This is a genomic window from Duganella sp. GW822-FHT06D06, from assembly GCF_058799615.1.
Map to the genome: position 1 here is coordinate 200,937 of NZ_JBXALQ010000011.1, position 24,185 is coordinate 225,121.

At 69.1% G+C, this 24,185-nt stretch carries 19 protein-coding genes and 1 pseudogene; 6 read left to right on the forward strand and 14 right to left on the reverse strand.

Features of this window, described 5'->3' with window-relative positions:
- From AC1RMD_RS20585 to AC1RMD_RS20605, 5 genes are all read left to right on the forward strand, one after another.
- Positions 1-1,101: a patatin-like phospholipase family protein gene (locus tag AC1RMD_RS20585; protein WP_492928870.1), complete on the forward strand. Its 1,101-nt coding sequence runs from the start codon at positions 1-3 to the stop codon at positions 1,099-1,101.
- Between the two features lie 334 nt (positions 1,102-1,435).
- A complete protein-coding gene (locus AC1RMD_RS20590; RefSeq protein WP_492928872.1) occupies positions 1,436-3,256 on the forward strand; it encodes a glycoside hydrolase family 16 protein in 1,821 nt (606 codons plus the stop codon).
- Between the two features lie 231 nt (positions 3,257-3,487).
- Complete coding sequence (locus AC1RMD_RS20595; RefSeq protein ID WP_492928874.1) at positions 3,488-4,678, forward strand: acyl-CoA dehydrogenase family protein; 1,191 nt, start codon at positions 3,488-3,490, stop codon at positions 4,676-4,678.
- Positions 4,679-4,687: 9 nt separating this feature from the next.
- Positions 4,688-5,827 carry an acyl-CoA dehydrogenase family protein gene (locus AC1RMD_RS20600; protein ID WP_492928876.1) on the forward strand — a complete coding sequence of 380 codons (1,140 nt, stop codon included), beginning with the start codon at positions 4,688-4,690 and terminating at the stop codon, positions 5,825-5,827.
- On the forward strand, positions 5,827-6,279 hold the full coding sequence (locus AC1RMD_RS20605; RefSeq protein WP_492928878.1) for a MaoC family dehydratase: 453 nt from the start codon (positions 5,827-5,829) through the stop codon (positions 6,277-6,279). Before AC1RMD_RS20600 ends, AC1RMD_RS20605 begins: the two co-directional genes overlap by 1 nt.
- A 7-nt stretch (positions 6,280-6,286) precedes the next feature.
- Here AC1RMD_RS20605 and AC1RMD_RS20610 read toward each other — a convergent pair whose 3' ends face one another.
- The 4 genes and pseudogenes from AC1RMD_RS20610 to AC1RMD_RS20625 form a co-directional block, all read right to left on the reverse strand.
- Positions 6,287-7,231 carry a diguanylate cyclase domain-containing protein gene (locus AC1RMD_RS20610; protein WP_492928880.1) on the reverse strand — a complete coding sequence of 315 codons (945 nt, stop codon included), beginning with the start codon at positions 7,229-7,231 and terminating at the stop codon, positions 6,287-6,289.
- Entirely contained in the window at positions 7,228-11,784 is a 4,557-nt protein-coding gene (locus AC1RMD_RS20615) for a PAS domain-containing protein (RefSeq protein WP_492928882.1), read from the reverse strand. The genes AC1RMD_RS20610 and AC1RMD_RS20615 overlap by 4 nt, the downstream gene beginning before the upstream one ends.
- 100 nt (positions 11,785-11,884) lie before the next feature.
- A complete protein-coding gene (locus AC1RMD_RS20620; protein WP_492928884.1) occupies positions 11,885-12,964 on the reverse strand; it encodes a phosphotransferase in 1,080 nt (359 codons plus the stop codon).
- 67 nt (positions 12,965-13,031) lie between these two features.
- Positions 13,032-13,947, reverse strand: a pseudogene (locus AC1RMD_RS20625) (LysR substrate-binding domain-containing protein).
- A gap of 65 nt (positions 13,948-14,012) precedes the next feature.
- Between AC1RMD_RS20625 and AC1RMD_RS20630 the strand changes: the two are divergent.
- Complete coding sequence (locus AC1RMD_RS20630) at positions 14,013-14,624, forward strand: LysE family transporter (protein ID WP_492928886.1); 612 nt, start codon at positions 14,013-14,015, stop codon at positions 14,622-14,624.
- Positions 14,625-14,658: 34 nt separating this feature from the next.
- Here AC1RMD_RS20630 and AC1RMD_RS20635 read toward each other — a convergent pair whose 3' ends face one another.
- From AC1RMD_RS20635 to AC1RMD_RS20680, 10 genes are all read right to left on the reverse strand, one after another.
- Entirely contained in the window at positions 14,659-15,222 is a 564-nt protein-coding gene (locus AC1RMD_RS20635) for a prepilin-type N-terminal cleavage/methylation domain-containing protein (protein WP_492928887.1), read from the reverse strand.
- 40 nt (positions 15,223-15,262) lie between these two features.
- Positions 15,263-15,988 (reverse strand): hypothetical protein, encoded by a 726-nt coding sequence (locus tag AC1RMD_RS20640; protein WP_492928890.1) that lies wholly within the window; start codon positions 15,986-15,988, stop codon positions 15,263-15,265.
- A gap of 2 nt (positions 15,989-15,990) precedes the next feature.
- Positions 15,991-16,776: an ABC transporter permease gene (locus AC1RMD_RS20645; RefSeq protein ID WP_492928892.1), complete on the reverse strand. Its 786-nt coding sequence runs from the start codon at positions 16,774-16,776 to the stop codon at positions 15,991-15,993.
- Entirely contained in the window at positions 16,773-17,483 is a 711-nt protein-coding gene (locus tag AC1RMD_RS20650; protein ID WP_492928894.1) for a prepilin-type N-terminal cleavage/methylation domain-containing protein, read from the reverse strand. The genes AC1RMD_RS20645 and AC1RMD_RS20650 overlap by 4 nt, the downstream gene beginning before the upstream one ends.
- Positions 17,473-17,940: a hypothetical protein gene (locus tag AC1RMD_RS20655; RefSeq protein ID WP_492928896.1), complete on the reverse strand. Its 468-nt coding sequence runs from the start codon at positions 17,938-17,940 to the stop codon at positions 17,473-17,475. The genes AC1RMD_RS20650 and AC1RMD_RS20655 overlap by 11 nt, the downstream gene beginning before the upstream one ends.
- Entirely contained in the window at positions 17,937-18,626 is a 690-nt protein-coding gene (locus AC1RMD_RS20660; protein ID WP_492928897.1) for a hypothetical protein, read from the reverse strand. Before AC1RMD_RS20660 ends, AC1RMD_RS20655 begins: the two co-directional genes overlap by 4 nt.
- Positions 18,623-20,191 carry a hypothetical protein gene (locus AC1RMD_RS20665; protein ID WP_492928898.1) on the reverse strand — a complete coding sequence of 523 codons (1,569 nt, stop codon included), beginning with the start codon at positions 20,189-20,191 and terminating at the stop codon, positions 18,623-18,625. Before AC1RMD_RS20665 ends, AC1RMD_RS20660 begins: the two co-directional genes overlap by 4 nt.
- Positions 20,192-20,198: 7 nt before the next feature.
- Positions 20,199-21,401 carry a type II secretion system F family protein gene (locus AC1RMD_RS20670; RefSeq protein ID WP_492928900.1) on the reverse strand — a complete coding sequence of 401 codons (1,203 nt, stop codon included), beginning with the start codon at positions 21,399-21,401 and terminating at the stop codon, positions 20,199-20,201.
- On the reverse strand, positions 21,401-23,128 hold the full coding sequence (locus AC1RMD_RS20675; RefSeq protein ID WP_492928901.1) for a GspE/PulE family protein: 1,728 nt from the start codon (positions 23,126-23,128) through the stop codon (positions 21,401-21,403). The genes AC1RMD_RS20670 and AC1RMD_RS20675 overlap by 1 nt, the downstream gene beginning before the upstream one ends.
- 23 nt (positions 23,129-23,151) lie before the next feature.
- A partial coding sequence (locus AC1RMD_RS20680) for a tetratricopeptide repeat protein (protein WP_492928903.1) occupies positions 23,152-24,185 on the reverse strand: 1,034 nt, incomplete at its 5' end.

Consider the following 24,185-nt stretch of genomic DNA (forward strand, 5'->3'; position numbering starts at 1 on the left):
ATGACCGACGCCGCGCGCGACCCGCGCTATCAACGATGCATGGTGCTGGCCGGAGGCGGCTTCTGCTTCGGCTACTACCTCGGCATGCACGCGGCGGCGATCGACGCCGGCCAGGAGCCGGACCTGCTGCTGGCCACCTGCGGCGGTTCGGTGGCCGGCGCCATCATCCGCAACCTGCCGGATAGCGCGGCGCGCAAGGCCTGGCTGGCGTCGCCGCTGATGTATGCGTTTTTCCGCAGCCTGCGATCCGGCCCGCGCGCCACGCCGCTGCGGGCGGTGACCAGCATCGCGCTGCGGCGCTTGAACGGCGCCAGGGCGGCGCATATCCCAGACCTGTTCAACGACTATCTGTTCGAGATTCCGGCCGTGCTGCCGTTGCCGCCGGAGCCCACGGACGCCACCGCGCCGGCGCTGGCCATCCTCGGCGGCAAGCTGCTGTTCGGTCCCGACGAAGTAGGGCAGTTGCGGCAAGGGCGCGCCATCTATCGGGTCACCTTGTTCGGCGATGCGCGCATCGCCGCGCTGGCGGCCGGCCAGCCGGCGGCCATCGGTCGTGATGGCTGGACCGACGCCGTCGCGCACGAACTGGAGATCGACACCGCCATGCCGCTGGCCGACGCGGCCCGGATCTCGATTGCCGACATGGTGTATTTCCGCTGCCAGTCGGCCGGCGGCGCCGACTACACCGGCGGCGTGATCGACCTGTTCCCGATCGAACTGGCGCAGTGCCTGGCGCAGCACATCAGCATGGAGATGAAGCAGTCCTACGACCAGTTCACCGCGATTCCCGCCTTGCGCTCGGTATTCGGCTTCGACGCCAACCAGCGCCTGCGGCATGTGCATGGCCAAGCGGTCGATGTGTGGATCGATACGTCCGACGTCAGCGCGGCTTTGCGCGGCACCGGCGTCCAGAAGCGCATCGCGTGGCGCAACAATCGCGTGCAACTGGTGGCGCCGGCCAGCTACGAACAATACGTGGCCGACGTGGAAACCCAATGGCTATATGGTTATCGGCGCGCGCAGGAAGCCTACGGACTGGCCGCGCAGGGTCGCCGCGCCGCCATGCGCAACGAGGATAAGCACAACAAGGCCGCCAACTGATAACGCTAGCGTCCACAAAAAATAGTCGACGCACGTTTGCGCGTCTTCGTTGACAAAAAATATTATTCAGAATATATTTTAAACATGGAATTGGAATCGTTTCCAATTTTAATCAGCGACACAGCCCGGGCCACGACCCGGTCGGCACGGAGACTGCAACAGCAAGCGAAACGCCTCGTAGCGAAGGCGCCCCCGCGCCCATTTTTTTGCCGGGCCGCGCCACGCTCCATGCTCCCTGACCGCAAGCGGAATAGCCGGCGTTGCCGGCGAAGGTGCGGACCGGACGGCCGTCCGGTTCGAAATGTGGAAGTATGGATACGAGGAGTCATACATTGTGAATAAACAGAAATTCGTTCTGTCCGCCGTTGCCGCCGGCATTTTGCTGGCCTACGGCACGCAGGTGTCGGCCAGCGTCACCAGTCCCGTCATCGGTCCCTTGCTGTGGTCCGAGGAATTCAACGCCGCCGCGCTCAACACCACCTTGTGGACGGCGGTGGACGGCAACGGCTGCCAGATCAACCTGTGCGGCTACGGCAACCAGGAGCTGGAGTACTACAGCCCCAACAACGTCTCCATCGCCAATGTGCCGTTCGAGCCGAACACGCGGGCGCTGGCGATCAAGGCGCAGAACCAGACGGTGGGCAGCAACGTCTTCACTTCCGGCAAAATCGGCTCCTTCGGCAAGGTGCAGGTGCAGTACGGCATGGTCGAGATCCGCATGGCGACGCCGCAGCTGGGCATCGGCCTGTGGCCGGCGGCGTGGATGCTGGGTGTGAGTCCGCAGAGCTGGCCGCGCAACGGCGAGATCGACATCGTCGAGATGGGCCACAAGGCCAGCAGCCGCGCGGCGGCCGGTGCGCCGACGCCGGGGATCGACAACTTCGTCGGGGCCAACGTCATCACCTGGCAGCAGGCGGCCTGCGTGCCGGGCAATGAAAGCTGCGCCGCCTCGACCGCGTGGCAGACCAAGAACTGGTACACGCCGAGCCAGTCGCTGGCGAACCGCTTCGTCACCTACCGCCTGTACTGGACCGATACGCAGATGCGCTTCACGGTGGTCGACAACGGCGTCGAGCACGATATGTACAACAATCCGCTGCCGGTCAATTCGACCGCGCTGCAAGCGCCGTTTTACCTGCTGTTCAACCTGGCCGTCGGCGGCAACTTCACCGACGCGGCCGCGCCGGGGCAGGTGACGGCGCCGTTGCCGGGCACCATGTACGTCGATTATGTGCGCGTGTACCAGCTGGACGGCAAGGGCACGGTCAAGCTGGGCAGCCAGAGCACGCCGGAGGTGGGCAAGTTCGGCGTCTTCACCGACAACACCGTGGTCAACAACAAGCTGGTGGCGGGCACCAGCTCCGACGTTTTTGTGTGGAACAACGCCTCTGTCACGCCGGGCAATCTGGCGCCGTATGAAGGCGGCAATGTGATGGCGTGGAGCTTCAACACGCCGGGCCAGTGGTTCGGCGGCAGCGTGGAATCGCGCCAGGCGCGGGACATGAGCAACTTCCGCAACGGCGCCATGAAGCTGAAGATCAAGATCCCGGCCAACGTCGCCTTCACGGTCGGGGTGCAGGACACCTACACCAACCAGAACGCGGTCAAGTTCCCGGCCAACGCCACCACGTACGGCCTGGTGCGCAATGGCGACTGGGGCACAGCAACCATCCCGGTGGCGGACCTGGCCGGCAGCAAGATCGCCCTGCAGTCGATGCTGGACCTGTTCCAGATCGCCAGCGACGGCGCCGCACTGCCGAGCTCGGCGTTCCAGATGGCGATCGACGACATCGTGTGGGATACCGGCGTGCCGACGCCGACGCCAACCCCAACGCCGACCCCAACCCCAACCCCAACGCCAACGCCGACTCCGACTCCGACACCAACGCCAACGCCAACGCCAACACCGGCGGTGCAGCAAACCAGCGCGACGATGTTGAAGTTCTCGGTCGCTTCCAGCAGCTGGGCGGACGTGCACTACAGCGTCAACGGCGGCGGGCAGTTAAACGTGCGCATGACGCAGAGCGCCGGCATCAACAGCTACACCGCGGGCGGCCTGAAGATCGGCGACGTGGTGAACTACAGCTTCACCTACTGGGACGCGTCGCATAACTACGCGGTCGACACCGCACAGCAAAGCTACACCATGAAGTAAGCTCCCGTGGGGTCAAGTCTGACATTCGGACACGAGTTCAACCGTAGCAGCCTGCTACTGCCGAGCTTGTGTCCGAATGTCAGACTTGACCCCCGGGTTTTTGACCTTGGGTTTTGGAAATGGCGCCATTCTGTCGCCCTTTAAAAATGCCACAATGCTTGGCAGGATATCGGGTACAATTATTTGAACGATCGTGCTTTTTTAGCGGGGTCATAAGAATATGGAGACAGCATGGATTTGAACTACTCGGCGGCGGATCTGGCGTTTCGGGATACGGCGCGCGCTTTTCTTGACGCTAACCTGCCCAGCGATCTGCAGAAGAAGGTCCGCAATCACCTGCGCCTGAGCCGCCAGGATTATGTGCGCTGGCATCAGATCGTCGCCAGGCAAGGCTGGGCCGCGCCGGCCTGGCCGGTCGAGCACGGCGGTCCGGGCTGGAGCGCCACCCAGCGCCATATCTGGGAAGAGGAGTGCGCCCGCGCCGGCACGCCGCCCATCCTGCCGTTCGGCGTCAATATGGTGGCGCCGGTGATCATGGCCTTCGGTAACGAGGCGCAGAAGGCCCACTATCTGCCGCGCATCCTCAGCTGCGAGGATTGGTGGTGCCAGGGCTATTCCGAGCCCGGCTCCGGTTCCGACCTGGCTTCGCTCAAGACCACCGCCGAACGCTCGGGCGACCACTACATCGTCAACGGCCAGAAGACCTGGACCACGCTGGCCCAGCACGCCGACATGATCTTCTGCCTGGTGCGCACCGATTCCACCGTGCGCAAGCAGGAGGGCATCTCCTTCCTGTTGATCGACATGAAGACGCCGGGCATCACCGTGCGCCCCATCGTCATGCTCGACGAAGACCACGAGGTGAACGAAGTCTTCTTCGACAACGTCCAGGTGCCGCTGCAGAACCTGATCGGCCAGGAGAACAAGGGCTGGACCTACGCCAAGTACCTGCTGGGCCACGAGCGCACCGGCATCGCGGCGGTCGGCCGTTCCAAGCGCGAGCTGCTGTTCCTGAAAAAGATCGCCTCCGAGCACTACAAGCACGGCAAGCCGCTGCTGCAGGACCCGGTCTACGCCGCCAAGGTGGCCAGTCTCGAAATTGAATTGATGGCGCTGGAAACCACGGTGCTGCGCGTGATTACGCGCGAATCGCACGCGCCGGGACCGGAGGCCTCGCTGCTGAAGGTGCGCGGCTCGGAGATCCAGCAACTGCTGACCGAGCTGATGGTCGAGGCCCTGGGCCCGGACGCGCTGCCGTTCGATACCGACTACCTCGAAGGCAAGGCCGACCACGCCGTCACCGGCGACGACGCCGCCGCGCCACTGGCCGGCTACTACTTCAATTTCCGCAAGACGTCGATCTACGGCGGCTCGAACGAGATTCAGAAAAACATCATCACCCAGATGATCCTGGGACTGTAAGGGGCAGCGATGGATTTTAATTTGAAAGAAGAACAGCAGCAGTTCGCCGACGCGCTGCGCCGCTGGGTCGCCAAGGATTACGGTTTCGACGTGCGCCAGCGCATCGTGCACTCGGCCACGGGGGTGTCGGATCTGGCCTGGAGCACGCTGGTGGAACTGGGCATGACGGCCTTGCCGGTGCCGGAAGAGCAGGGCGGCTTCAACGGCAGCGCGGTCGACCTGTGGGTGGTGATGCAGGAGATCGGCCGCGGCCTGGTGGTCGAGCCTTACTTCGCCACCGTGTGGGGCGCGCAATTCCTCAAGCTGGCCGGCAACCAGCACCACCTGCTGGAGGAAGTCGCCAGCGGCGAACTGAAGCTGGCCTGCGCGCTGGGCGAGAAGCACGCGCGCCATGAGCTGTCGGACATCAAGACCATCGCCAGCATCAACGGCGAAGGCTACCGCATCGACGGCAGCAAGACCGTGGTGATCCACGGCGCCCAGGCCGGCGCGCTGATCGTCTCGGCGCGCAGCGCCGGCGCCCAGCGCGACACCAACGGCATCAGCCTGTTCGTGGTGCCGGCCGTCACGCCCGGCGTCAGCGTGCGCGACTACCGCACCATCGACGGCCAGCGCGCCGCCACGGTGCAGTTCAGCCATGTGGCGGTGCCGGCCTCTGCGCTGCTGGGCAGGATGGGCGGCGGCTGGGACATGCTGGACGAGGCGGCCGACTACGGCGCCAGCCTGCTGTGCGCGGAAGCGGTCGGCGCGATGGATGCGCTGTTCGCCGCCACCCTGGACTACCTGAAGACGCGCAAGCAGTTCGGCACGCCGATCGGCGGCTTCCAGGCCTTGCAGCACCGCATGGCCGACATGTACATCCACCTGGAGCAGGCCCGTTCGATGGCGATGCTGGCGGCCGCCCGCATGTCCTGCGGCGACGCCGAGGAGCGCCGGCGGGTGGTGTCGGCGGCCAAGGTGCGGGTCGGGCAGGCGTCCAAGTTCCTCGGCCAGCAGGCGGTGCAGCTGCACGGCGGCATGGGCGTGACCGACGAACTGCCGGCCGCGCACCACTTCAAGCGGCTGGCGATGATCGAGCTGACCCTGGGCGATGTCGACCATCACCTGGAGCGCTTCATCGCCCAGCGCGGCTTCCAGCAGCACTCCTGATGCGCAGCTTCGCCAACCTGGCGGCCATGAAGGCCGAGATCGGCAAGGAGGTGGCGGTGTCGGACTGGGTGGCGATCACCCAGGCGCGCATCGACCTGTTCGCCGACGCCACCGGCGACCACCAGTGGATCCACACCGACGCCGAACGGGCGGCGCGCGAGTCGCCTTACGGCGCCACGGTGGCGCACGGCTTTCTGACCTTGGCGCTGCTGCCGGCGCTGCTGGTCAATGCGCTGCACATGGTGGACATGACGATGGGCCTGAACTACGGCCTGAACAAGGTGCGCTTTCCGGCCCCGGTGCCGGTCGGCAGCCGGCTGCGGGCGCGGCTGACCATCGTCGCCATCGACGATATCGCCGACGGCGCCCAGGTCCTGTGGGGGGTGGTGATCGAGCGCGAAGGCGGCGACAAGCCGGTCTGCGTGGCCGAGTTCGTGATGCGCCGCTACTAGCCCGGCCTTAGTCCCTGGCCTGGTCGGCCTCCAGCGCGCTGCCGCTGTGGCGGTTGCGGCCGGATTGCTTGGCCAGGTAGAGCTGGCTGTCGGCGACCCGGATCGCGGCGTCGCTGGCGCTGGCGTCCAGCGGCGGCATGGCGGTGCAGATGCCCAGGCTGGCCGTGACGTGCGGCGCGGTCGGCGAGGCGGCGTGCGGGATCGCCAGCAACCTGACTTCGTCGAGGATGCGGCGCGCCACCACGTCGGCGCCTTCCGGCCCTTCCTGCGGCAGCAGCAGGATGAATTCCTCGCCGCCGTAGCGGGCCAGCAGGTCCGGCGGCCGGGCGGCGCAGCGCGCCATGGCCGCGCTCACCTGTTGCAGGCACAGGTCGCCCGCCTGGTGGCCGTAGTGATCGTTGTACAGCTTGAAGTGGTCGACGTCGATCATGATCACCGACAGCGGCAGGCCGGCGCGCGCGCAGCGCCGCCATTCGGCCTCCAGCGCGTCGTTGAAGCTGCGGCGGTTGGCCACCCCGGTCAGGCCGTCGGTCATGCTCAGTTCGCGCATGGCGTCGGCCTGGCGCTTGATGGTCAGCTGGCTGCGCACCCGCGCGCGCACCACCGCCACGTTGAACGGCTTGCTGATGAAATCGACCGCGCCCGCTTCCAGCGCGCGGGTTTCGTCCTCCGGCTGGCTCAGCGCGGTGACGAAGATCACCGGAATGTCCTGCAGCCGCGGCGAGTTGCGCAGCGCCGCGCACACCGCGTAGCCGTCCATGCCGGGCATCACCGCGTCCAGCAGGATCAGGTCGGGTTGCTGCTCGAGCGCCACTTCCAGCGCCTTTGCGCCGTCCAGCGCGAACAGCACGTCGTGCTCGTCGCGCAGGGCGTGATGCAGGATCTGGATGTTTTCCATGGCGTCGTCGACCACGAGTATGCGTCCGTTCCTGGCCAGGTTGGTCCAGCTCATGCACTGTCCTTTCGTTGCAACATATCCGCCACCATTTTTTGCGCAACGGTGAAATTCAGCGTCTCGACCGCTTCCGCCAGCGCGCCGGCTTGCGCCATCGCCGCCAGTGCCGGGCGCAGCTGCCGGTAGTGTTCCAAAGCTTTCAAGTTGTTATTCTGAAGCAAACACTGTAACTCCGCCAGCTTTTGCGGCAAGTCGTGCGTCACGGTGTTGCTTGGGGGAATATCCGGCGCCGCCAGCTGGCGCGCCGCCGCCGTCAACCGCTGCAGCGCGGACTCCAGCTGCGCCAGCGCGGCGTGCAGCGCGGCCGGTTCGGGAGCGGCCTGGTGCAGCACGGCTTCGACCTTGGAAGTCAGGCCGGCGACCTGGGTCGCGCCCAGGTTGGCGGCCACGCCGCGCAGCCGGTGCAGGCTTTGCGCCGCCTGCTGCCGCTGGCCGGCCGCCAGCAGCGCCCGCACCTCGCCCACGGTGTCGCCCTGCGACTGTTCGAAGCGCTTGAACAGCGCCACCAGCGCGTCGGCGTTGCCGCCCAGCCGGGCCAGCGCGGCATCCAGGTCGACGCCCGGCAGCGCCGCCAGTGCGGCGGCGTCGCCGCCCAGCCGCGCCAGCGCGGTGTCCGCGGCCACGCCGGGCGCTGGATCAGGCGCGGCCGCCGCCCCGCTGTGACCGTGCACCAGCCCGGTCAGCACGGAGATCATTTCCTCCACATCGATGGGTTTGGCCACGTGGGCGTTCATGCCGGCCTGGTCGGCGCGGCGGCGGTCGTCCTCCATCACGTTGGCGGTCATGGCGACCACCGGCAGCCGGGCCAGCGTGCCGCCGGCCGCGCGGATCGCCACCGTGGCGTCGTAGCCGTTGAGCACCGGCATCTGCACGTCCATCAGCACCACGTCGCAGCGCTGCGGATCGGCCAGCAGCAAATCGACCGCCAATTGGCCGTTGGCCACCGTCTCGACGACGGCGCCGGCGTGGGTCAACATGTATTGCGCCACCTCCTGGTTGATTTCATTGTCTTCCACCAGCAACACGCGCATGCCGGCCAGCCGTTCGTGCAGCGGCGAATGCTCGCTCAGCGGCGCCATGCCGGCGTCGCGGTTGTCGCCCGCCAGCAGCGAGGCGACCCGCTCCAGCAGGCGCGCCGGGCTGATCGGCTTGGACAGCATGCCGGCCGCGCCCAGGCCGCTGCACTGCTGGGCCCGCGCGGCGACGACGTGCTCGGAGGCCATCAGCAGCAGCGGCGGCAGCGGCTGGCCGGCGCGCAGCCAGTCCTGCGGCGCGGCGCCGTCCGCCGTCGGCAGCTCGCAGTCCAGCAGCATCAGGTCGTAGGGCTGGCCCAGCTGCTGGCGTTCGCGCAGCAGGGCCAGCGCGGCCTCGGCGTCGGCGGCGGCGCTGGCGACCCAGCCCAGGTGGTCGCAGGCGCGCTGCAGGGCTTGCCGCACGCTGGCGTTGTCGTCGACGATCAGCAGCGCCAGGCCGGCGGCGGCGGGCGGCGCGGCGGCGGCCGCCGCGCCGCATTCGAGCGGGCAGGTGAACAGGAATTCCGAGCCGACCCCGGCCTCGCTGCTGACCTCGATCGCGCCGCCCATCATGTCGGCCAGCTGGCGGCAGATCGCCAGGCCCAGGCCGGCGCCGCCGAACTGGCGGCTGGTGCTGCTGTCGGCCTGCGAGAAGGCGCCGAAGATATGGGCTTGCTGATCCGGCGCAATGCCGATGCCGGTGTCGCGCACGCGGAACTCGAACAGCACGGCGCGCGCGCCCGGTTGCTGCGGCGGGACGGCGCCCGGCGCCTGCCGCACCTGCAGCACCACCTCGCCGCGCTCGGTGAACTTGATGGCGTTGCCGATCAGGTTGAGCAGCACCTGTTGCAGCCGCATCGGGTCGCCCGCCAGTTCGGCCGGCAGGCGCGGGTCGATGTCGTAGACCAGCTCGATGCCCTTGTCGCTGGCGCTGCCGCTGACCAGCACGCTGATGCTGCTGAGCACGCGCTCCAGGCTGAAGCTGGCGTGTTCGAGCACCAGCTGGCCGGCCTCCACCCGCGAGAAGTCCAGCACGTCGTTGACCAGGGCCAGCAGCGATTGCGTGGCCAGCTGGATCTTGTCCAGATAGCCGCGCTCGCGCGGCGCCAGCCCGGCTTCCTCCAGCAGCCGCGCCAGGCCGATGATGGCGTTCATCGGGGTGCGGATCTCGTGGCTCATATTGGCCAGGAATTCGCTCTTCGCGCGGCTGGCGGCCTCGGCGCGGTCGCGCGCCAGCACCAGCTCCTCGTTCAATTCCTGCAGGTGCAGCTCGGTTTCCTTGAGCTCGGTGACGTCGGACACCAGCACGAAGAAGCCGCTGACCCGGCCGGCCTCGTCGACATCCGGGATGTAGTTGACCCAGGTGTGGCTCAGCTCGCCCGACGGCCAGCGCAGCTGGTCGGCGAAGCCCTGCGGCTGGCCGGCCAGCGCGGCCCGCACATAGGGCGCGCTGACCGCGTACTGGGCCGCGCCCAGCACCTCGGGCATGTGGGCGCCCAGCATCTGCCCGGTGCGGCGGCCGTGCCAGTCGAGGAAATAGCGGTTGGCGAAGCGGCAGCGCAGGCCGGCGTCCCAGTAGGCCACCATGCCGGGCAGGTTGTCGGTCACGGTGCGCACGAAGTGCTCGCTCTGCGCCAGCTGCGCCACGGTGGCGCGCAGCGCCTCCTTGGCCGCCTTGCGGTCGGTGATGTCGAGCGAGATGCCCAGCACGTGGGTGGCGGCGCCGTGCTCGTCGCGCAGCGCCACCTTGCGGGTGGTCAGGTAGCGGGTCTGGCCGCTGGCGTCGGTGATCGGCTCCTCGGCGATCTCGGTCACCTCGCCGGCGGCGGCGGCCAGCACCCGGCGGTCGGCGGCGGTGAAGAAGTCGGCCTGGGCGGTGGGCACCAGGTCGTAGTCGCTCTTGCCGATGAAGGCTTCGCCGTTGGTGCGGCCGAACATCTGCGCGCCGTGGCGGTTGAACAGTTCATAGCGCAGGTCGGCGGCGCGTTTCAGGAAGATCATCGCCGGCATGTTTTCCAACATCGAACTGAGCAACTGGCGCGAGCGCCGCAATTCCGCTTCCGTCCGTTTCAGCTCGCTCACGTCCATCAACAGGGCGGTGATGCCGATGATGCGGCCGTCGGTGCCGAACTGCGGATAGTAGCTCAGCACCCAGTGGCACAGCTGCTTGGGGGAGGCGGCCGGATAGCCCGAGCGTTGCAGGCCGGTCAGCGGCCTGCCGCTGTCGAGCACGGCGCGGTAGTCGGCCAGCACGCCGCGCCGCACTTCGGGGTCGGGGATCATCTCGCCCACGTGGCGGCCCAGGTGGGCGATCACCGGCTGCTCGTTGAGCGCGGCCAGGTAATCGTTGAGGCGGACGAAGCGCAGCTCGTTGTCGACATAGCTGAGCCCGACCGGCGCGGTGGCGTACAGGGTTTCCAGCTGGGCGCGGTTTTTTTCCAGCTGGGCGGTGCGCTCGGCCACCAGTTCTTCGAGCCGGGCCTTATTGCGGCGCAGGTCGCCCTCCAGCGCCAGGAAGGCCAGCCCGACCTCGTTCGCTTCGCGGAAGGTCAGCGCACCCAGCGTGAAGGGGCTGCCGCTGGCCAGCGCCTGGGCCGGCCCGACCAGCTCGCGCACCGAGCGGGCGATGCGGCCGCCGACCCACCAGGCCAGCGAAAAGCCGGCCAGCAGCAGCGCCGTCATGGTCAGCGAGATGGTGGTGACGGCATCCAGCAGTTCCTGCAGGGCCTGGTGCTGCGGGGTGGCGATGGCGACCGTGACGCCGCTGACCGGCGCCCGGCTGAAGCCGAAATAAACCGGCGTGCCGTCGGCCGCCGTGGTCGACAGCAGGGCTTCGCCGGTCGCGCGCAGCTGGGCCCGCATTGCCTCCTCGGCCGGGCGCGCCAGCAGCTGGCGCGGGCCGCCGGCCTGGGCCACGAACTGGCCTTCGGTGTCGTACAGGGTCATGGCCTGGTGCGGGCCGATCTTTTCGTCGCGCAGGATGCTGGCCAGCCGCTCGGGCTTGAGCAGCGCGGTCAGCGCGTAGCTCAGGCGGTTGTCGAGCATGACCGGCAGGTCGATCGCCAGCAGGCCCTGGCCGTCGATGCTGAGCATCGACAATTGCGGCCGCGCCTGCGCGTACAGCAGCGCCAGGCGGCGGCGGTTGTCGGCGCTGCTGAAGCTGGCGGGCAAGTCCGGGCCGAGGTGCAGCGCGAGCTTGCCGGCGGCGTCGCTGAGCAGGAAATGGGCGACCGGGAATTGCGGGCCGAGCAGGGTGGCGGCCTGGGTCCGCAGCGCCGCCAGGTCGCCGCTGTGCAGGCTGGGCGAAGCGGCCAGCGCGCGCACCGCGCTGTCCGCCTGCAGCAGGTCGCGGTCGATGGCGGCGGCCACCAGCCGGGCCGACTGCCGGGTGTCTTCCATCAGGGTGTCGCGTTCGCGCTGGTAGAACTGGCCGACCACGGCGCCAAAGCCGACCACCGTCGGCAGCGCGCAAGCCAGCACCAGCAGCGCGATCTGCGAGCGGATGGAGGGCAGGCGTGGACGTTGTGATTCTGGCACGTAGAGGACCCCGGCGGCGGCGGCCAGCATAGCGCTGGCAGCACGATAGTAGCCGACGCCGGCCGTTTCAGAAAGCGATTTTGTCCTCCACAGGCAACGGTCAGATCGGCTTGCCGCAGGCGTAGCGCCAGGCCAGCTCGGCCATCGGGCGCGCCATGCGGCCCGATTCCAGCGCCTGGGCGCTGGCGGCCGTGCCGTCGACATGGCGTTTCATGATGCCTTGCATGATGCTGGCCAGGCGGAACATATTGAAGGCCAGGTAGAAGTTGAAGTCCTCCAGCCGGATGGTCTTGCCGGTGCGCGCGGCGTAGCGGGCGATGTAGTCCTGCTGGGTGGGGATGCCCAGCGCCGCCAGGTCCAGCCCGGCGATGCCGCGGAACTGGCCCGGCTCGATGTGCCAGCTCATGCAGTGGTAGGAGAAGTCGGCGAACGGGTGGCCCAAGGTCGACAGCTCCCAGTCCAGCACCGCCAGGATGCGCGGCTCGGTCGGGTGGAACAGCATGTTGTCGAGGCGGAAGTCGCCGTGCACGATGGCGGCGCAGTTGTCACCTTCGTCCCCGGGCGGGATGTTGCCGGGCAGCCAGGCGATCAACTGCTCCATCGCGTCGATCGATTCGGTCTGCGAGGCCAGGTATTGCTTGCTCCAGCGCTCGATCTGGCGTCCGAAGTAGTTGCCCGGCTTGCCGAAGTCGGCCAGGCCGATGGCCGCGTAGTCGACCGTGTGCAGCTGGGCGATCACGCGGTTCAATTCATCGTAGATGGCGCCGCGTTCGGCCGGCGTCATGCCGGGCAGGGCCTGGTCCCACAGCACCCGGCCCTCGACGAATTCCATCACGTAGAAGGCGCGCCCGATCACCGTCTCGTCGGTGCACAGCGCGTATTGGCGGGCGGCCGGGAAGCCGTGCTTGTTCAGCGCGTCCATCACCCGGTACTCGCGCTCGATCGCGTGCGCCGACGGCAGCAGCTTGGCGGCCGGCGCCGGCTTGGTGCGCAACACATAGTGCTGGCCGCCGATGCTGAGCTTGTAGGTGGGGTTGGACTGGCCGCCCTTGAACTGTGCCACGCTCAGCGTGCCGTCCGGGTAGCCGGCCACGTGCCGGCGCAGCCAGGCGTCCAGCGCCGCCAGGTCGAACTGGTGGCGCGCCGACACCGCCTTGGTACCGATGAATTCTTCGAACATGCTGTCTCCCGCAGTTGTGAGTATCAGCTATTTTAGTCCAGTAAAAGTACGTGCGTGCTTTTTATTTTCAGTCGGCCGCCGCGCTGCGTTGCAGCCATTCCAGCAGCGCCTGCTGCGGCGCCGCCAGCGGCGCCGCAGCCAGCAGGTAGTAGCTGGAACCGTCGGCGACGAAATCCAGCGGCGCCGCCAGCAGGCCGGTTTTCAAGTCGTCGCACACCAGGTGGCGCGGGCCGATGGCGACCCCCAGGCCGGCCACGGCCGCCTGCAGGCTGAAGTAGAAGTGTTCGAACGACAGGCCGGCGCCGTCCTGCCGCTCGGGCGTGCCGGCGGCGCCGGCCCAGTCGCGCCAGGCGTCGGCGCGGCTGCGGGCGTGCAGGCGCGGCGCGTCCGGCCGCAGCGCGGGCGCAAACCACTGTCCCACCTTGTCCGGGCGACAGACCGGGCCGACCTGTTCGGCGAACAGATGGTGGCTGTGGAAGTGCTCGGGCCAGCTGAAATCGCCGCGCCGGATGGCCAGGTCGATGCCGCTGTCGAACGAGAACGGGCCGCCGCCGGCCACCAGCAGGAAGTCGGCCTCGGGGTGGGCGGCCTGGAACGCCGGCCAGCGCGGGATCAGCCAGCGCATCAGCAAGGTCGGCTCGCAGGACAGCACCAGCTGCCGCTGGCGGCCGGCGCCGGCGCGCAGTTCGGCCACCGCCTGCTGGATCAGGTCGAAGCCGGATTGCACCGCGCGCGCCAGCGTTCGTCCGGCGTCGGTGAGGAACACCCGGCGGCTGCGCCGCTCGAACAGCTGCACGCCGAGGTCGTCCTCCAGCGCCCGCACCGCGCGGCTGATGGCGCCGTGGGTCAGGTGCAGGGTGTCGGCGGCCTGGCCGAAATGCTCCAGCCGGGCGGCCGCCTCGAAGCAGCGCAGCGCCATCAGCGAGGGCATTCTGGCGCCGGGTTTGCTGTGAGTTGAGGTCACCATCATGGTCAGCAATCATCGTTATGTTCCGACGATTGTATCCTTTAGCATGGAGGCTGGTTTGATTCGATAGACGGAGATGCTATGACAGAACTGATAGTTGTAATCACCATTACCCTGCTCGCCGTGATCAGCCCCGGGCCGGACTTCGCGATGGTCTCGCGCAACAGCCTGCTGCTGTCCCGGCGCGCCGGCGTGCTGACCGCCGTCGGCATCGGGCTGGGCGTGCTGGTCCACGTCGGCTACACCTTGCTGGGCGTGGGGCTGCTGATACGAAACTCGCTGTGGCTGTTCAACGCCATCAAGCTGGCGGGCGCCGCCTACCTGGTCTGGCTGGGCGTGCGGATGCTGCGCGCGCGGCCCGCTGCAGGGGGCGGCGGCGAGGGCGAGCGGGCGGCGGCGCTGTCCGACCTGGCGGCCTTGCGCACCGGCTTCTTCACCAATGTGCTCAATCCCAAGACCACGGTGTTCATCGTCAGCCTGTTCATGCAGGCGGTGCGGCCGCAGACGCCGTTCGCGGTGCAGCTGGCCTACGGCGGGTTGATCGCGGCGGCCCACGTGGTCTGGTTCGGCCTGGTGGCGCTGTGCTTTTCGGCCGGGACGGTGCGCGCGCGCCTGTTGCGGGCGCGGCACTGGATAGACCGCGTGTTCGGCGGCCTGCTGGTGGGGCTGGGGGCGTTGCTGGCCGTGCGCTGAGGCGATCGCCCCGGCGGCGCGGCCGGCGGCTGCGTCAGAAGAACAGGGCGGTGCGCTGGATGACCGTGCCGTTGTTGCTGTAGGCGGCGGTGGCGCGCACCGAACCGGTGTTGTATTTGCCGTCGTCGAGCTTGCTGTCGACCTGCTCGGCGAAGGAGTCGGGCAGGTTGTCGAGCCGTACGCCGTTGCCGCCGCGGCCGCCGACCACGTCGTTGTAGAGGTAGACCGCGCCGCCCTGCGCGCTGGTCATGAAGTCGGTGGTGCCGTTGAACGAGCCGGTGATGAACCCGGCCAGCGCCAGGTGCTGCGGCGCCAGCTGGTACTCGGCGATCTGGCCGTCGCCGTTGCCGTTGCCGGTGGCGCCGGGGGCGTGGGTGGTGGCCTGCGGATCGTCGCCCGGCAGCGCGCGGAACTTGTCCTGGTAGGCGTTGACGGCCGCCGTCAGCGAGGTCGATTGCTGGATGATGTTCTTGACGCGGGCGCTGTCGATCAAGCCCTGGCCTTTGAGCACGCCGCCCAGCAGCAGGCCGATGATGACCAGCACGATGGCGATCTCGACCAGGGTAAAGCCGCGTTGGCGCAGTTGGATGGCAGGCATGGTGTTCCTTTCTTTTGATGACGCTATCTTACAACAATGCTCAGCGCTTGGGGGCGGGCGCAGGGCCCAGCCGGTCCAGCCGCCGGGCCAGGAACTGCAGCTCGCGCGGATCGGTGATCAGGCCGTCGTGCAGCAGGCCGCCGATCAGCGCGCGGGCGCTGTCGAGTTCGTTCATGTCCTCGGCCATGAACACTTCCAGTTCGCGCGCCCACGGCGGCACCCCGGGCCCGGTGGCGCGCAGCCGGATCGCCTGCGCGTAGCGGCGCGCCAGCGGCAGGTCGTGCAGCCGGTGGCGCGCCACCAGCGCCGCGTGCGCCAGCCACGGCCAGCGGCGCTCGGGGTCTTCGGCAAAGCGCGCGTAGACGAACTCCAGCATCAGCCGGCAGCGCGCCGGGTCGCCGACCGCGCCATACACCTGGCTGGCCGCCAGCAGCGGATACTGGCTGCGCGGATCGAGCTCCAGCGCCCGCTGCAGCCACGTCGCCAGGCGGCCGTAGTCCAGCGCGCGCCAGGCGATGCCGACGCCGGCCTGCTCGTCATAGCCCTGCACATACAGCATGGTGGCGCGCGCCAGCGCGGCCGGTTCGCCCAGGCTGGCCAGCTGCAGCGCCGCCAGCGGCGGCGGCGGCGGCAGGTCTTGCGGCCGCGCCTGCGGCGCCGGCCGGCCGCCCTGCCACAGCAGCTGGGCCAGCAGCGCCGCCGCCAGCAGCAGCGGCACGGCGCGCGGCACCGACGCCAGCGGCCTGAGGGCGGAAACGGCGGCCATGCTCAGAAATTCTTGCGGTACAGGTCGAACAGCGCGGCCAGCGCCAGCAGCGCCACATAGATGGCGGTCTGCGCCGCCACCGCCAGCAGCGCGGCGGCGTTGCCGTCGTGGTACACCAGCCAGCTGCTGCGGGTGAACTGGTCGAGGTGGGGCAGCAGCAGCGCCAGCAGGTCGACGCCGGCGCCCAGCGCCTGTTGCAGCGCGCCGTCGTCCTGGTGGGGGCCGTGGCCGAGCAGCTGCAGCGTGCCGATCACCCGCGCCAGCAGGTAGAAGGCGCAGGCGGCGGCCAGCGCCGGCAGCGCCTGCTTCAAGGTCAGCATGCACAGCACGCTGAAGGCGGCCACGATCCAGCATTCGCCCAGCAGCGACACGGCCCACAGCGCGGCCTGCGGCAGCGGCGCGTAGCGCAGGCCCAGCGCGCCGAACAGCAGCGCCGGCGCCAGCGCCAGCGCGCCGAAGCCGGCCAGCTTGCCGGCCAGGTAGACGGCGCGCGGCTGCGGCAGCGCCAGCAGCAGTTCCTGGCCCTTGTCGGCCGCCTCGCGCGCCATGCTGGTGACGACGAAGCCGGCCACCAGGCCCACCGCCGCCAGCCGCAGCAGCGCGCTCAGCAGCGCCGCCTGCAGCGCTGCGCTCTCGGTCAGCGCCAGCCGGTCGAGCAAGCCGCCCAGCGCGAGCGCGGCCAGCGCCGTCGCCAGCAGCAGCCACGGCAGGCGGTTGCGCAGCCCCTCGAGCAGCGTGTAGCGGGCGATCGCCAGCGCCGCCGGCAGCATGGACGGGGCGCGCATCATGGCAGGCGTTGCGCCGCCACCATGCGGTTGTACAGGATGTTGGGCGAAATCCAGGCGACCATGTCGTCGTAGGCGCCGCCCGGCGCGCGCGGGTTGTCGCCGACCTCGCGGCTGACCAGCAGGGTACCGCTGTTCAGATTGGTTTTCTCGTCGTCGTTGCCGGCGCCGCCGTCGGCCAGGCGGGTGTTCTGCTCGCTGGTGGCGCCGTAGCCGTTGCGGCCGAACGAGATCAGCGCGGCCGGCACGTCGCGGCTCTCGGTCAGCGGCGTGATCCGGCCCTGGCTGTCGCGGGTGACGACGCTGATGTCGCGCGGCGTCTTGAGCGTAAACAACACCACGCTGTCGGCGAAGGCCGGCGTGACGGTGTAGCCGAGGATGCGGTTCCAGCCGTCCAGCCGCGCCACGCCCAGCGTGGTCCACGGCAGGTAGCCGTAGCGCTTGTTGCAGGCGCTGCCGGTGCGGTCTTCCAGGCCGTTGGCGGCGGAGATCGCGGGGCAGGGCAGGTAGCCGTTGCGCAGCGCGTAGCCGAACAAGGCTTCGCGCGCCAGCTCCATGGCCTGGCGGGTGTCGTTGCCTTTCTTTTGCTCCAGCTGCGAACTGAGCGGTGCGATCATGCCGCCGATCAGCAGGCCGACGATCACCAGCACGATCGAAATTTCCACCAGCGTAAAGCCGCGCTGGCCGCGCCGGCGCCGACTAGGGTTCATGGACATCCTTGATGCGGCCTTCGCCGAGGTCGTAGCGCTGGCCGGGCTTGAGCACGATGCGCTTGCCCGACGGCAGCGTCACCGTCAGCGCGCTGCCGCTCCGGTTGGCGAAGTGGTTGTGCGCGCCGCTCTGCGGCACCTCGTTGAGCCAGACGGTGCTGCGCCCGCTGCTGCTGCGCAGCACGCCGTTCATGACCAGCGCCGGCGGCGGCGCGGCGGCGGCGGCGGCCGCCGCCTGCTCATCGGTCGGCGCCGCGTTGGGATCGAACACGATGTTGGCCTGGCCGGCCGGACTGCCGGTTTGCGGCATCAGCGCGGCGCTGCTGCCGCGCTGGTTTTCCATCTCGGCCCGCTCGGCCGGCGTGGCGAACAGCCGGCCCAGCGCCGGCGCCGCCGACACCGGCGGCAGCGCCAGCCCGGCCGCCAGCAGCACGGCCGCGCGCAGGCGCGCGCTCATGGCGCCCCCCTGCGGGCGGCCGGCGCCGGCGCGCTCTTGGGCGCGTTGTCGAGCGTGATCCAGTTCAGCGTGCAGTCGGCGCCCAGCGTCGGCCCGCCGACCGCGCCGACGGTGCGGCCCAGCCGCTTGAGGGCGCAATCCTGCACGGCGAAGAAGCCGCGCTGGCGCAGATCGTCGAGGAAATTGAACAAGTCCATTTCATGCAGCAAGTCCATATGCAGCCGCATGCGGCTGCCGTGCAGCTGGTAGTCGCCCAGGTCGAGCGCCGATTCCAGCCGCACCACCTGCTGCGGCTCGATCTCGTAGCTCAGCGGCAGCAGCTTGCGCTGCTCCTGCGAGCGGCGGATGATGTCGACCCATTCCAGGCGCCGCTCGGCGCCGACCAGGCCGCGCTCGCGCAGCTCGATATAGCGCGGCTGGAAATTGCGGATGTCGCGTTTTTCATTGTCGACGTGGGCGAAGCGCGCATAGGCGACGTCGCGCGTGCGCTGGGCCTGATCGAGGCGCTCGTCGGCCTCGTTCAGTTTCCAGCCGCTCACCAGCAACGCCGTCAGGCTGATGGTGACGCAGGCGATCGCCACCAGCACGGCGGTGCGGATCAGCGCGAACTCGGCCACCCAATAGGGCAGCGCGATGACGGCCTTGGTCTTGCTTTTGCTCTTGCCGGGGACGGGATGGGCGCTCATGGATTCCATGCCAGGTTGAGGGAGAATTTGGCGCGCGCCTGGGCCGTGGCCGGGCCGGCCTTGCCGCTCAGCTTGACCGACGAGCGGGTGTCGAGCGGCGGCTTGTCGATCGCCACCGTCAGGTGCGGCTGGCGCGCCAGCTGCTGGGCGAACTGGTTCATGCTGTCGACCGCGCCGCGGTAGTCGTCCTGGTCGGCCACGATCTCGGCCTCCACCAGCAGCGCCTGCGGCGGCCGGCCGGGGATGCCGGCCAGCAGCGACGAGATCGGCGCGGCCTGGGTCTCGTCCTGGCCGGCGGCCGGCGCCGCGCCGGGCAGGCTGACCTTCCAGTCCAGCTGCAGCAGGCGGATCTGCGGCGACTGTTCCAGCGCGGCGCTGACCATCGCCACCATGTCCAGCGGCGACGGCGCCTGCGTCGCCAGCATGCGTTCGACGTTGACCGCGGCCCGCATATTGGCGGTGCTGGTCACGCGCGGCGGCATGGCCGCCATCACGGCGCGGTAGCGCTGGTCGTACTGGCCGGCCTCGGCCAGCAGGCGCGCGCTGGCGCCGTCGGCCTCGCGGGTCTGCCACAGATTGGCGCCCAGCCACAGCAGGCTGCACAGGCCCAGCACGGCGCTGGCGCCATACAGCGCCAGGCGGGTGCGCCACAGCAGGTAATAGCGGCGCAGCGCGCCCAGCGCGTAGTGGCCGGACGGGGCCTGGCGGCCGAGCCGGGCCAGCAGCATGGGCTCGGCCACGCGCGCGCCCAGCTCGGCGACCGCGCGGTCGTCGCTGCGCAAGCCCATGGCGCCGGCGGCGGCGCGCAGCGCGATGAAGCGGAACGCCGTCTCCGGCCCGTTTTCGCATTGCGCGCCGAGCGCCGGCGTGGCGGCGGCCGGCGCCACCACCACCGCGTGCAGCACCGCGCCGCGCCCGAGCAGGCGCACGCTGGTCAGGAACTGCTGGGTCTTGGCGGTTTCGGCGCCGATGTCGATCGGCCGGTGGTCGCGGTCGATGGCCGGCGTCAGCCGCGAGAATTTCAGCTGGCCCTGCTGGAAATAGCTCTGGCGCCAGCCGGCCGACTGCTGGGTGATCAGCAGCAGGTGCTCGTCGCGCAGGGCCAGCTTGCGCACCAGTTCCGCGCTCAGCAAGGTGGTGGTGGTGAGCCTGGCCAGCGGCATCTTCAGCTGTTCCAGCGCCTTGACCCACGGCTGCACCGCGGCCACGTTGGTCAGCGCCGCCAGCAGCACCAGGTCGTCGCGCCGGCCGCCGCTCTCGCGGCCCTGCACCGCGGCGTGGCGGTACGGGGTCTCGCGGTATTGCTGCAGCAGCCGGCGCTGCAGCAGCTTGCGGCCGGCGGCGCCGCCCACGTGGGGCAGCTGCACGCGCTGGAAATCCTCCTCGATCAGGTCGGCCAGCAGGTAGGCCGGCATCATCCGGTGGCTGTCGACGTAGTCGAGGAAGCGCTCGACGCCGGCGGCGTCGTTGCTGAACGGTTCGCCGCCCGACAGGCGCCCGCCCTGCCACAGGTAGGCGCACAGCTGGTCGCCGCTCAGATAGAATAAATGTTTGCTAATTAGCACGGCCGCCTCAGGTTCGGATCTTGCTGATCGTGTCGTAAATCGGCCCCATCACCGAGAGCATGATCCAGCCCACCATCAGGCCCAGGATCACGGTCATCGCGGGTTCTATCATGGTCTGCACCTTCTCGATCATCTCCTTGACCTCGCGGTTGTAGAAGTAGCTGACGTTGCGCAGCGCGCCGTCCAGGCCGCCGGTGGCCTCGCCCACCTTGAGCATGCGGATCACCAGCGGCGGGAAGATGCCGGTGATCTGGAACGCCGCCGTGATGCCCTGGCCCTCGGAGATCAGCTGGGCCGCGCGGCGCAGCCCGGCCGCGATCACGCGGTTGCCGACGATGCCCTCGGACAGGTGGATGCATTCGAGCACGGTGATGCCGGAGCCGTACATCATGGCGAAGAAGGTGGCGAAGCGGGCTAGGATGATCTTGTGCAGCACCGGGCCGATCATCCACAGGCGCAAGGTCAGGCCGTCGGCGCGGTAGCGCGCCTGCTCGCTGCGCGCCAGCCAGGCGCGCCCGCCGAACCAGGCGATCGGCGGCAGCGCCACCAGCACATACCAGTAGTTGATGAAGATATCGGAGACGAAGATCAGCGCGCGCGTGTGCAGCGGCAGCGTGTTGCCCATGTTCTTGACGAAGGAGGTCAGCTGCGGCACCAGGTAGATCATCAGGAAGAAGGTGACGGCGAGCACGAAGCCGCCGACGGCGGCCGGGTACATGACGATCTTCTTGGTCTGCGAGGCCAGCTCGTCCTGCCACTTCAGGCTGTCCGACAGGTTCTTGAACACCTCGGCCAGCTTGCCGCTCTGCTCGCCCGCGGTGATCAGGCTGACGAAGGTCAGGTCGAACACTTCCGGATAGGCCGCCAGCGCCGCCGACAGTTGCTGGCCGCCCTCGATGTTCTCGATCAGGCCGGTGATCATTTCGCGGAAGCGCGGATGGTCGATGCTCTCGCGCAGGTCGTTCAAGCCGTCCAGGATCGGCACGCCGGCGCCGGTCAGCTGCTCCATGTGGAAGCAGAAGTTGATCAGGTCGCGCCGCGTGATCAGGCGCTTGAGCGCCAGCACCCGGCTGCGCGTGGCGCGGCACTCGATCAGGTCCAGGCCCATGCGGTGCAGCCGCAGCTCCAGGTCCGGTTCGTTGGCGGCGTCCATATTGCCCGGCTGGATGTGGCCGCTGGCGTCCATGGCGCGGTAGTAGTATTGGGCCATCAGGCGGGCCGCTCGCCAGGGGGGGCGGTCAAGCGTTCGGTCAGGTCCACCACCCGGCCCACTTCCTCCAGCGTGGTGACGCCCTCGAGCACGCGGCGCACGCCGTCGTCGATCAGCGTGTGGAAGGCGCCGGCGGCGGCGGCCGTCTTCAGCTCGCGGGTCGAGGCGCGGCGCGCCACCAGCTCGTCGAGCGCCGGCGTCATCTTCAGCAGCTCGATGATCGCGATGCGGCCCTTGTAGCCCTGGTGGCTGCAGGCTTCGCAGCCGACCGCGTGGTACAGCGTCTGGGCCGGCGCCGACGGCTCCAGGCCCAGCAGGCGGCGTTCGACGGCGTCGGCCTGGTGCGGCGCGCGGCAGGCCAGGCACAGCTTGCGCACCAGGCGCTGGGCGATGATGCCGATCACATTGCCGGCCATGATGTCGGGCACCACGCCGATGTCGAGCAAGCGCGGGATGGCGCCGATGGCCGAGTTGGTGTGCAGCGTCGAATACACCTGGTGGCCGGTCATGGCCGCCGAGAACGCCATCTCGGCGGTCTCGCGGTCGCGGATCTCGCCCACCAGGATGATGTCCGGATCCTGCCGCATCATCGAGCGGATGCCGTCGGCGAAGCCCATCTTGGCGGCCTCGTTGACGGCGGTCTGGCGTATCATGTTCATCGGGTATTCGACCGGGTCTTCCAGCGTCATGATGTTGACGCTCTCGGTGTTGATGTGGTTGAGGATGGAATACAGGGTGGTGGTCTTGCCGGAGCCGGTCGGGCCGGTCACCAGGATCACGCCGTCGGGCCGGGCGATCATCAGCTTGAGCAGGCCGAGCTCGTTCTCGCCCAGGCCCAGGCCGTCCAGCGGCACGATGCCCTTCTGCCGGTCCAGCACCCGCAGCACGAAGTTCTCGCCGTGGGTGGTGGCCTGCGCCGAGGCGCGGAAATCGATCTGGCGGCCGGAGAACTTGATCGAGATGCGGCCGTCCTGCGGGGCCCGGGTCTCGGCGATGTTCATGCCGCTCATCACCTTCAGGCGCACCGCCATCGCCGGCCAGTAGGACTTGTGCAGGCTGCGGATCTGGCGCAGGATGCCGTCGATGCGGTAGCGGATGCGCAGGAACGATTGCTCCGGCTCGAAGTGCAGGTCGGAGGCGCCGTGTTGCACGGCGTCGGCCAGGATGGCGTCGATCAGCCGCACCACCGGCTGGCTGTACTCGTCCGAGGTGCTGCCCAGGCTGGCGTAGTTGACTTCGCCGGTCTCGATCTCGTGCAGGATGCCGTCGATCGACAGCTCGAAGCCGTAGTACTGGTCGATCGCGCGCTGGATGTCGGACTCGTTCACCAGCAGCGGGCTGATGGTGATGCCCTTGACCAGCATGGCGCTGATCTGGTCCAGCGCGACGATGTTGCTGGTGTCCGACATGGCCAGGATCAGGTTGTCGGTGGCGCGCTCGTAGACGATCGGGAACACGTGGTAGCGCTTGGCCACGTCCTTGGGGATCAGCTTGAGGGCGATCGCGTCCACCACCAGGCTGGTCAGGTCGGCGCTCTGCTGGTTGAGGTTTTCCGACAGCGCCATGCGCACCGTGGCCTCGGTCACGAAGCCCAGCGTGATCAGCAGCTTCCCCAGCGGCTCGCTGCTGCGCTTTTGCTCGATCAGGGCGATGCGCAGCTGGTCCTCGCTGATCACGCCTTTCTGGATCAGCAGCTTGCCGAGTGGAAGTTTTGCTTGTTCTGCCATGGATCTGTTCTCTCGTTGCCGGCTCAGCGCGGGCCGGCGTTCAATTCATTCATGCGGGTGCGCAGCGCGCCGCGGTCGAAGGCGGCCGCGTGGCTCTGCGCCAGCGCCAGCGCGCGCTGGTAATAGCCCAGCGCCAGCTTGCCCTGGTTCAGCCGGTCCAGGCCGATGGCCAGGTTGTAGGCGTAATCCGGGTTGTCCGGCGCCGCGCTGAAGGCGCGGAAATACGCCTGCTGGGCCTCGGACCAGCGGCCCTGCTGGGCGTACAGATTGCCCAGTGCGAACTGGGCCGGCGCGGCGTCCGGATTGGCGGCCAGGATGGCCTTGAGGCGTACCTCGTTCTGGCCGGGGTCGCCCTGGCGCAGGCCCACCAGGCCGGCCACGGCGGCGGTGTCGTTGGGATCGAGCTCGAGCAGGCGCAGGTAGTGGCCGGCCGCCACCTGGCTCTTGCCGGCGCGCGCGGCCAGGGTGGCCAGGCCGAGCAGGGCGTCGCGGCTGTTCGGGTCCTGGCGCAGCGCGGCCTCGTATTGCTGCTGGGCGGCGGACAGGTCGCCGTTGTTGAGCGACTGGTAGGCGCCGTTCAGCGCCGGCGCCAGCGGCGAAGCCTGCACCGCGCGCGCCACCCGGATCTCGCGGTTGTCGGGCGCGGCCAGCGGCGGCAGCTTTTCGGCCTGCGGCATGTTCTGCTGGGCCTGGATCGCCTGCTGGGTGGCGGCCAGCTGCTGTTCGGTCTGGGCCAGGCGGCGTTCCAGGTCGTCGCGCGCGGGGTCGTGCCGGGCGGCCGGCGCCAGCAGCGCATCGGTGGCGGCGTCGGCCGGCGCGGCCAGGCCGTCGGGCGCGGCCCGCACCAGCTGCGCCGGCGTGGCGCCGGTGGCGCCGGGCGGCGGCATCGGCACCGGCGGCAGGCGCGCACCGGCGCCGGGCGCCAGCATCGCCTGCCAGTAGTAATAGCCGAAGCCGGCGACGATCAGCAGCAGCGCCGCGACCAGGCCGATCAGGCGCAGGCGCGCCGGGTCGATGCCGGCCGGCTCGCCGCCGAGGCGGTCGAGCCGGCCGGCAT

Excerpts from the sequence above, each read along its gene's own strand:
- AC1RMD_RS20640 (WP_492928890.1), bottom strand. The coding sequence starts at position 15,988 with ATGGCCGCCGTTTCCGCCCTCAGGCCGCTGGCGTCGGTGCCGCGCGCC.
- AC1RMD_RS20620 (WP_492928884.1), bottom strand. The coding sequence starts at position 12,964 with ATGTTCGAAGAATTCATCGGTACCAAGGCGGTGTCGGCGCGCCACCAG.
- AC1RMD_RS20600 (WP_492928876.1), top strand. The coding sequence starts at position 4,688 with ATGGATTTTAATTTGAAAGAAGAACAGCAGCAGTTCGCCGACGCGCTG.
- AC1RMD_RS20660 (WP_492928897.1), bottom strand. The coding sequence starts at position 18,626 with ATGAGCGCCCATCCCGTCCCCGGCAAGAGCAAAAGCAAGACCAAGGCC.
- AC1RMD_RS20645 (WP_492928892.1), bottom strand. The coding sequence starts at position 16,776 with ATGATGCGCGCCCCGTCCATGCTGCCGGCGGCGCTGGCGATCGCCCGC.
- AC1RMD_RS20605 (WP_492928878.1), top strand. The coding sequence starts at position 5,827 with ATGCGCAGCTTCGCCAACCTGGCGGCCATGAAGGCCGAGATCGGCAAG.
- AC1RMD_RS20635 (WP_492928887.1), bottom strand. The coding sequence starts at position 15,222 with ATGCCTGCCATCCAACTGCGCCAACGCGGCTTTACCCTGGTCGAGATC.
- AC1RMD_RS20650 (WP_492928894.1), bottom strand. The coding sequence starts at position 17,483 with ATGAACCCTAGTCGGCGCCGGCGCGGCCAGCGCGGCTTTACGCTGGTG.
- AC1RMD_RS20670 (WP_492928900.1), bottom strand. The coding sequence starts at position 21,401 with ATGGCCCAATACTACTACCGCGCCATGGACGCCAGCGGCCACATCCAG.
- AC1RMD_RS20675 (WP_492928901.1), bottom strand. The coding sequence starts at position 23,128 with ATGGCAGAACAAGCAAAACTTCCACTCGGCAAGCTGCTGATCCAGAAA.
- AC1RMD_RS20630 (WP_492928886.1), top strand. The coding sequence starts at position 14,013 with ATGACAGAACTGATAGTTGTAATCACCATTACCCTGCTCGCCGTGATC.
- AC1RMD_RS20655 (WP_492928896.1), bottom strand. The coding sequence starts at position 17,940 with ATGAGCGCGCGCCTGCGCGCGGCCGTGCTGCTGGCGGCCGGGCTGGCG.
- AC1RMD_RS20610 (WP_492928880.1), bottom strand. The coding sequence starts at position 7,231 with ATGAGCTGGACCAACCTGGCCAGGAACGGACGCATACTCGTGGTCGAC.
- AC1RMD_RS20585 (WP_492928870.1), top strand. The coding sequence starts at position 1 with ATGACCGACGCCGCGCGCGACCCGCGCTATCAACGATGCATGGTGCTG.
- AC1RMD_RS20595 (WP_492928874.1), top strand. The coding sequence starts at position 3,488 with ATGGATTTGAACTACTCGGCGGCGGATCTGGCGTTTCGGGATACGGCG.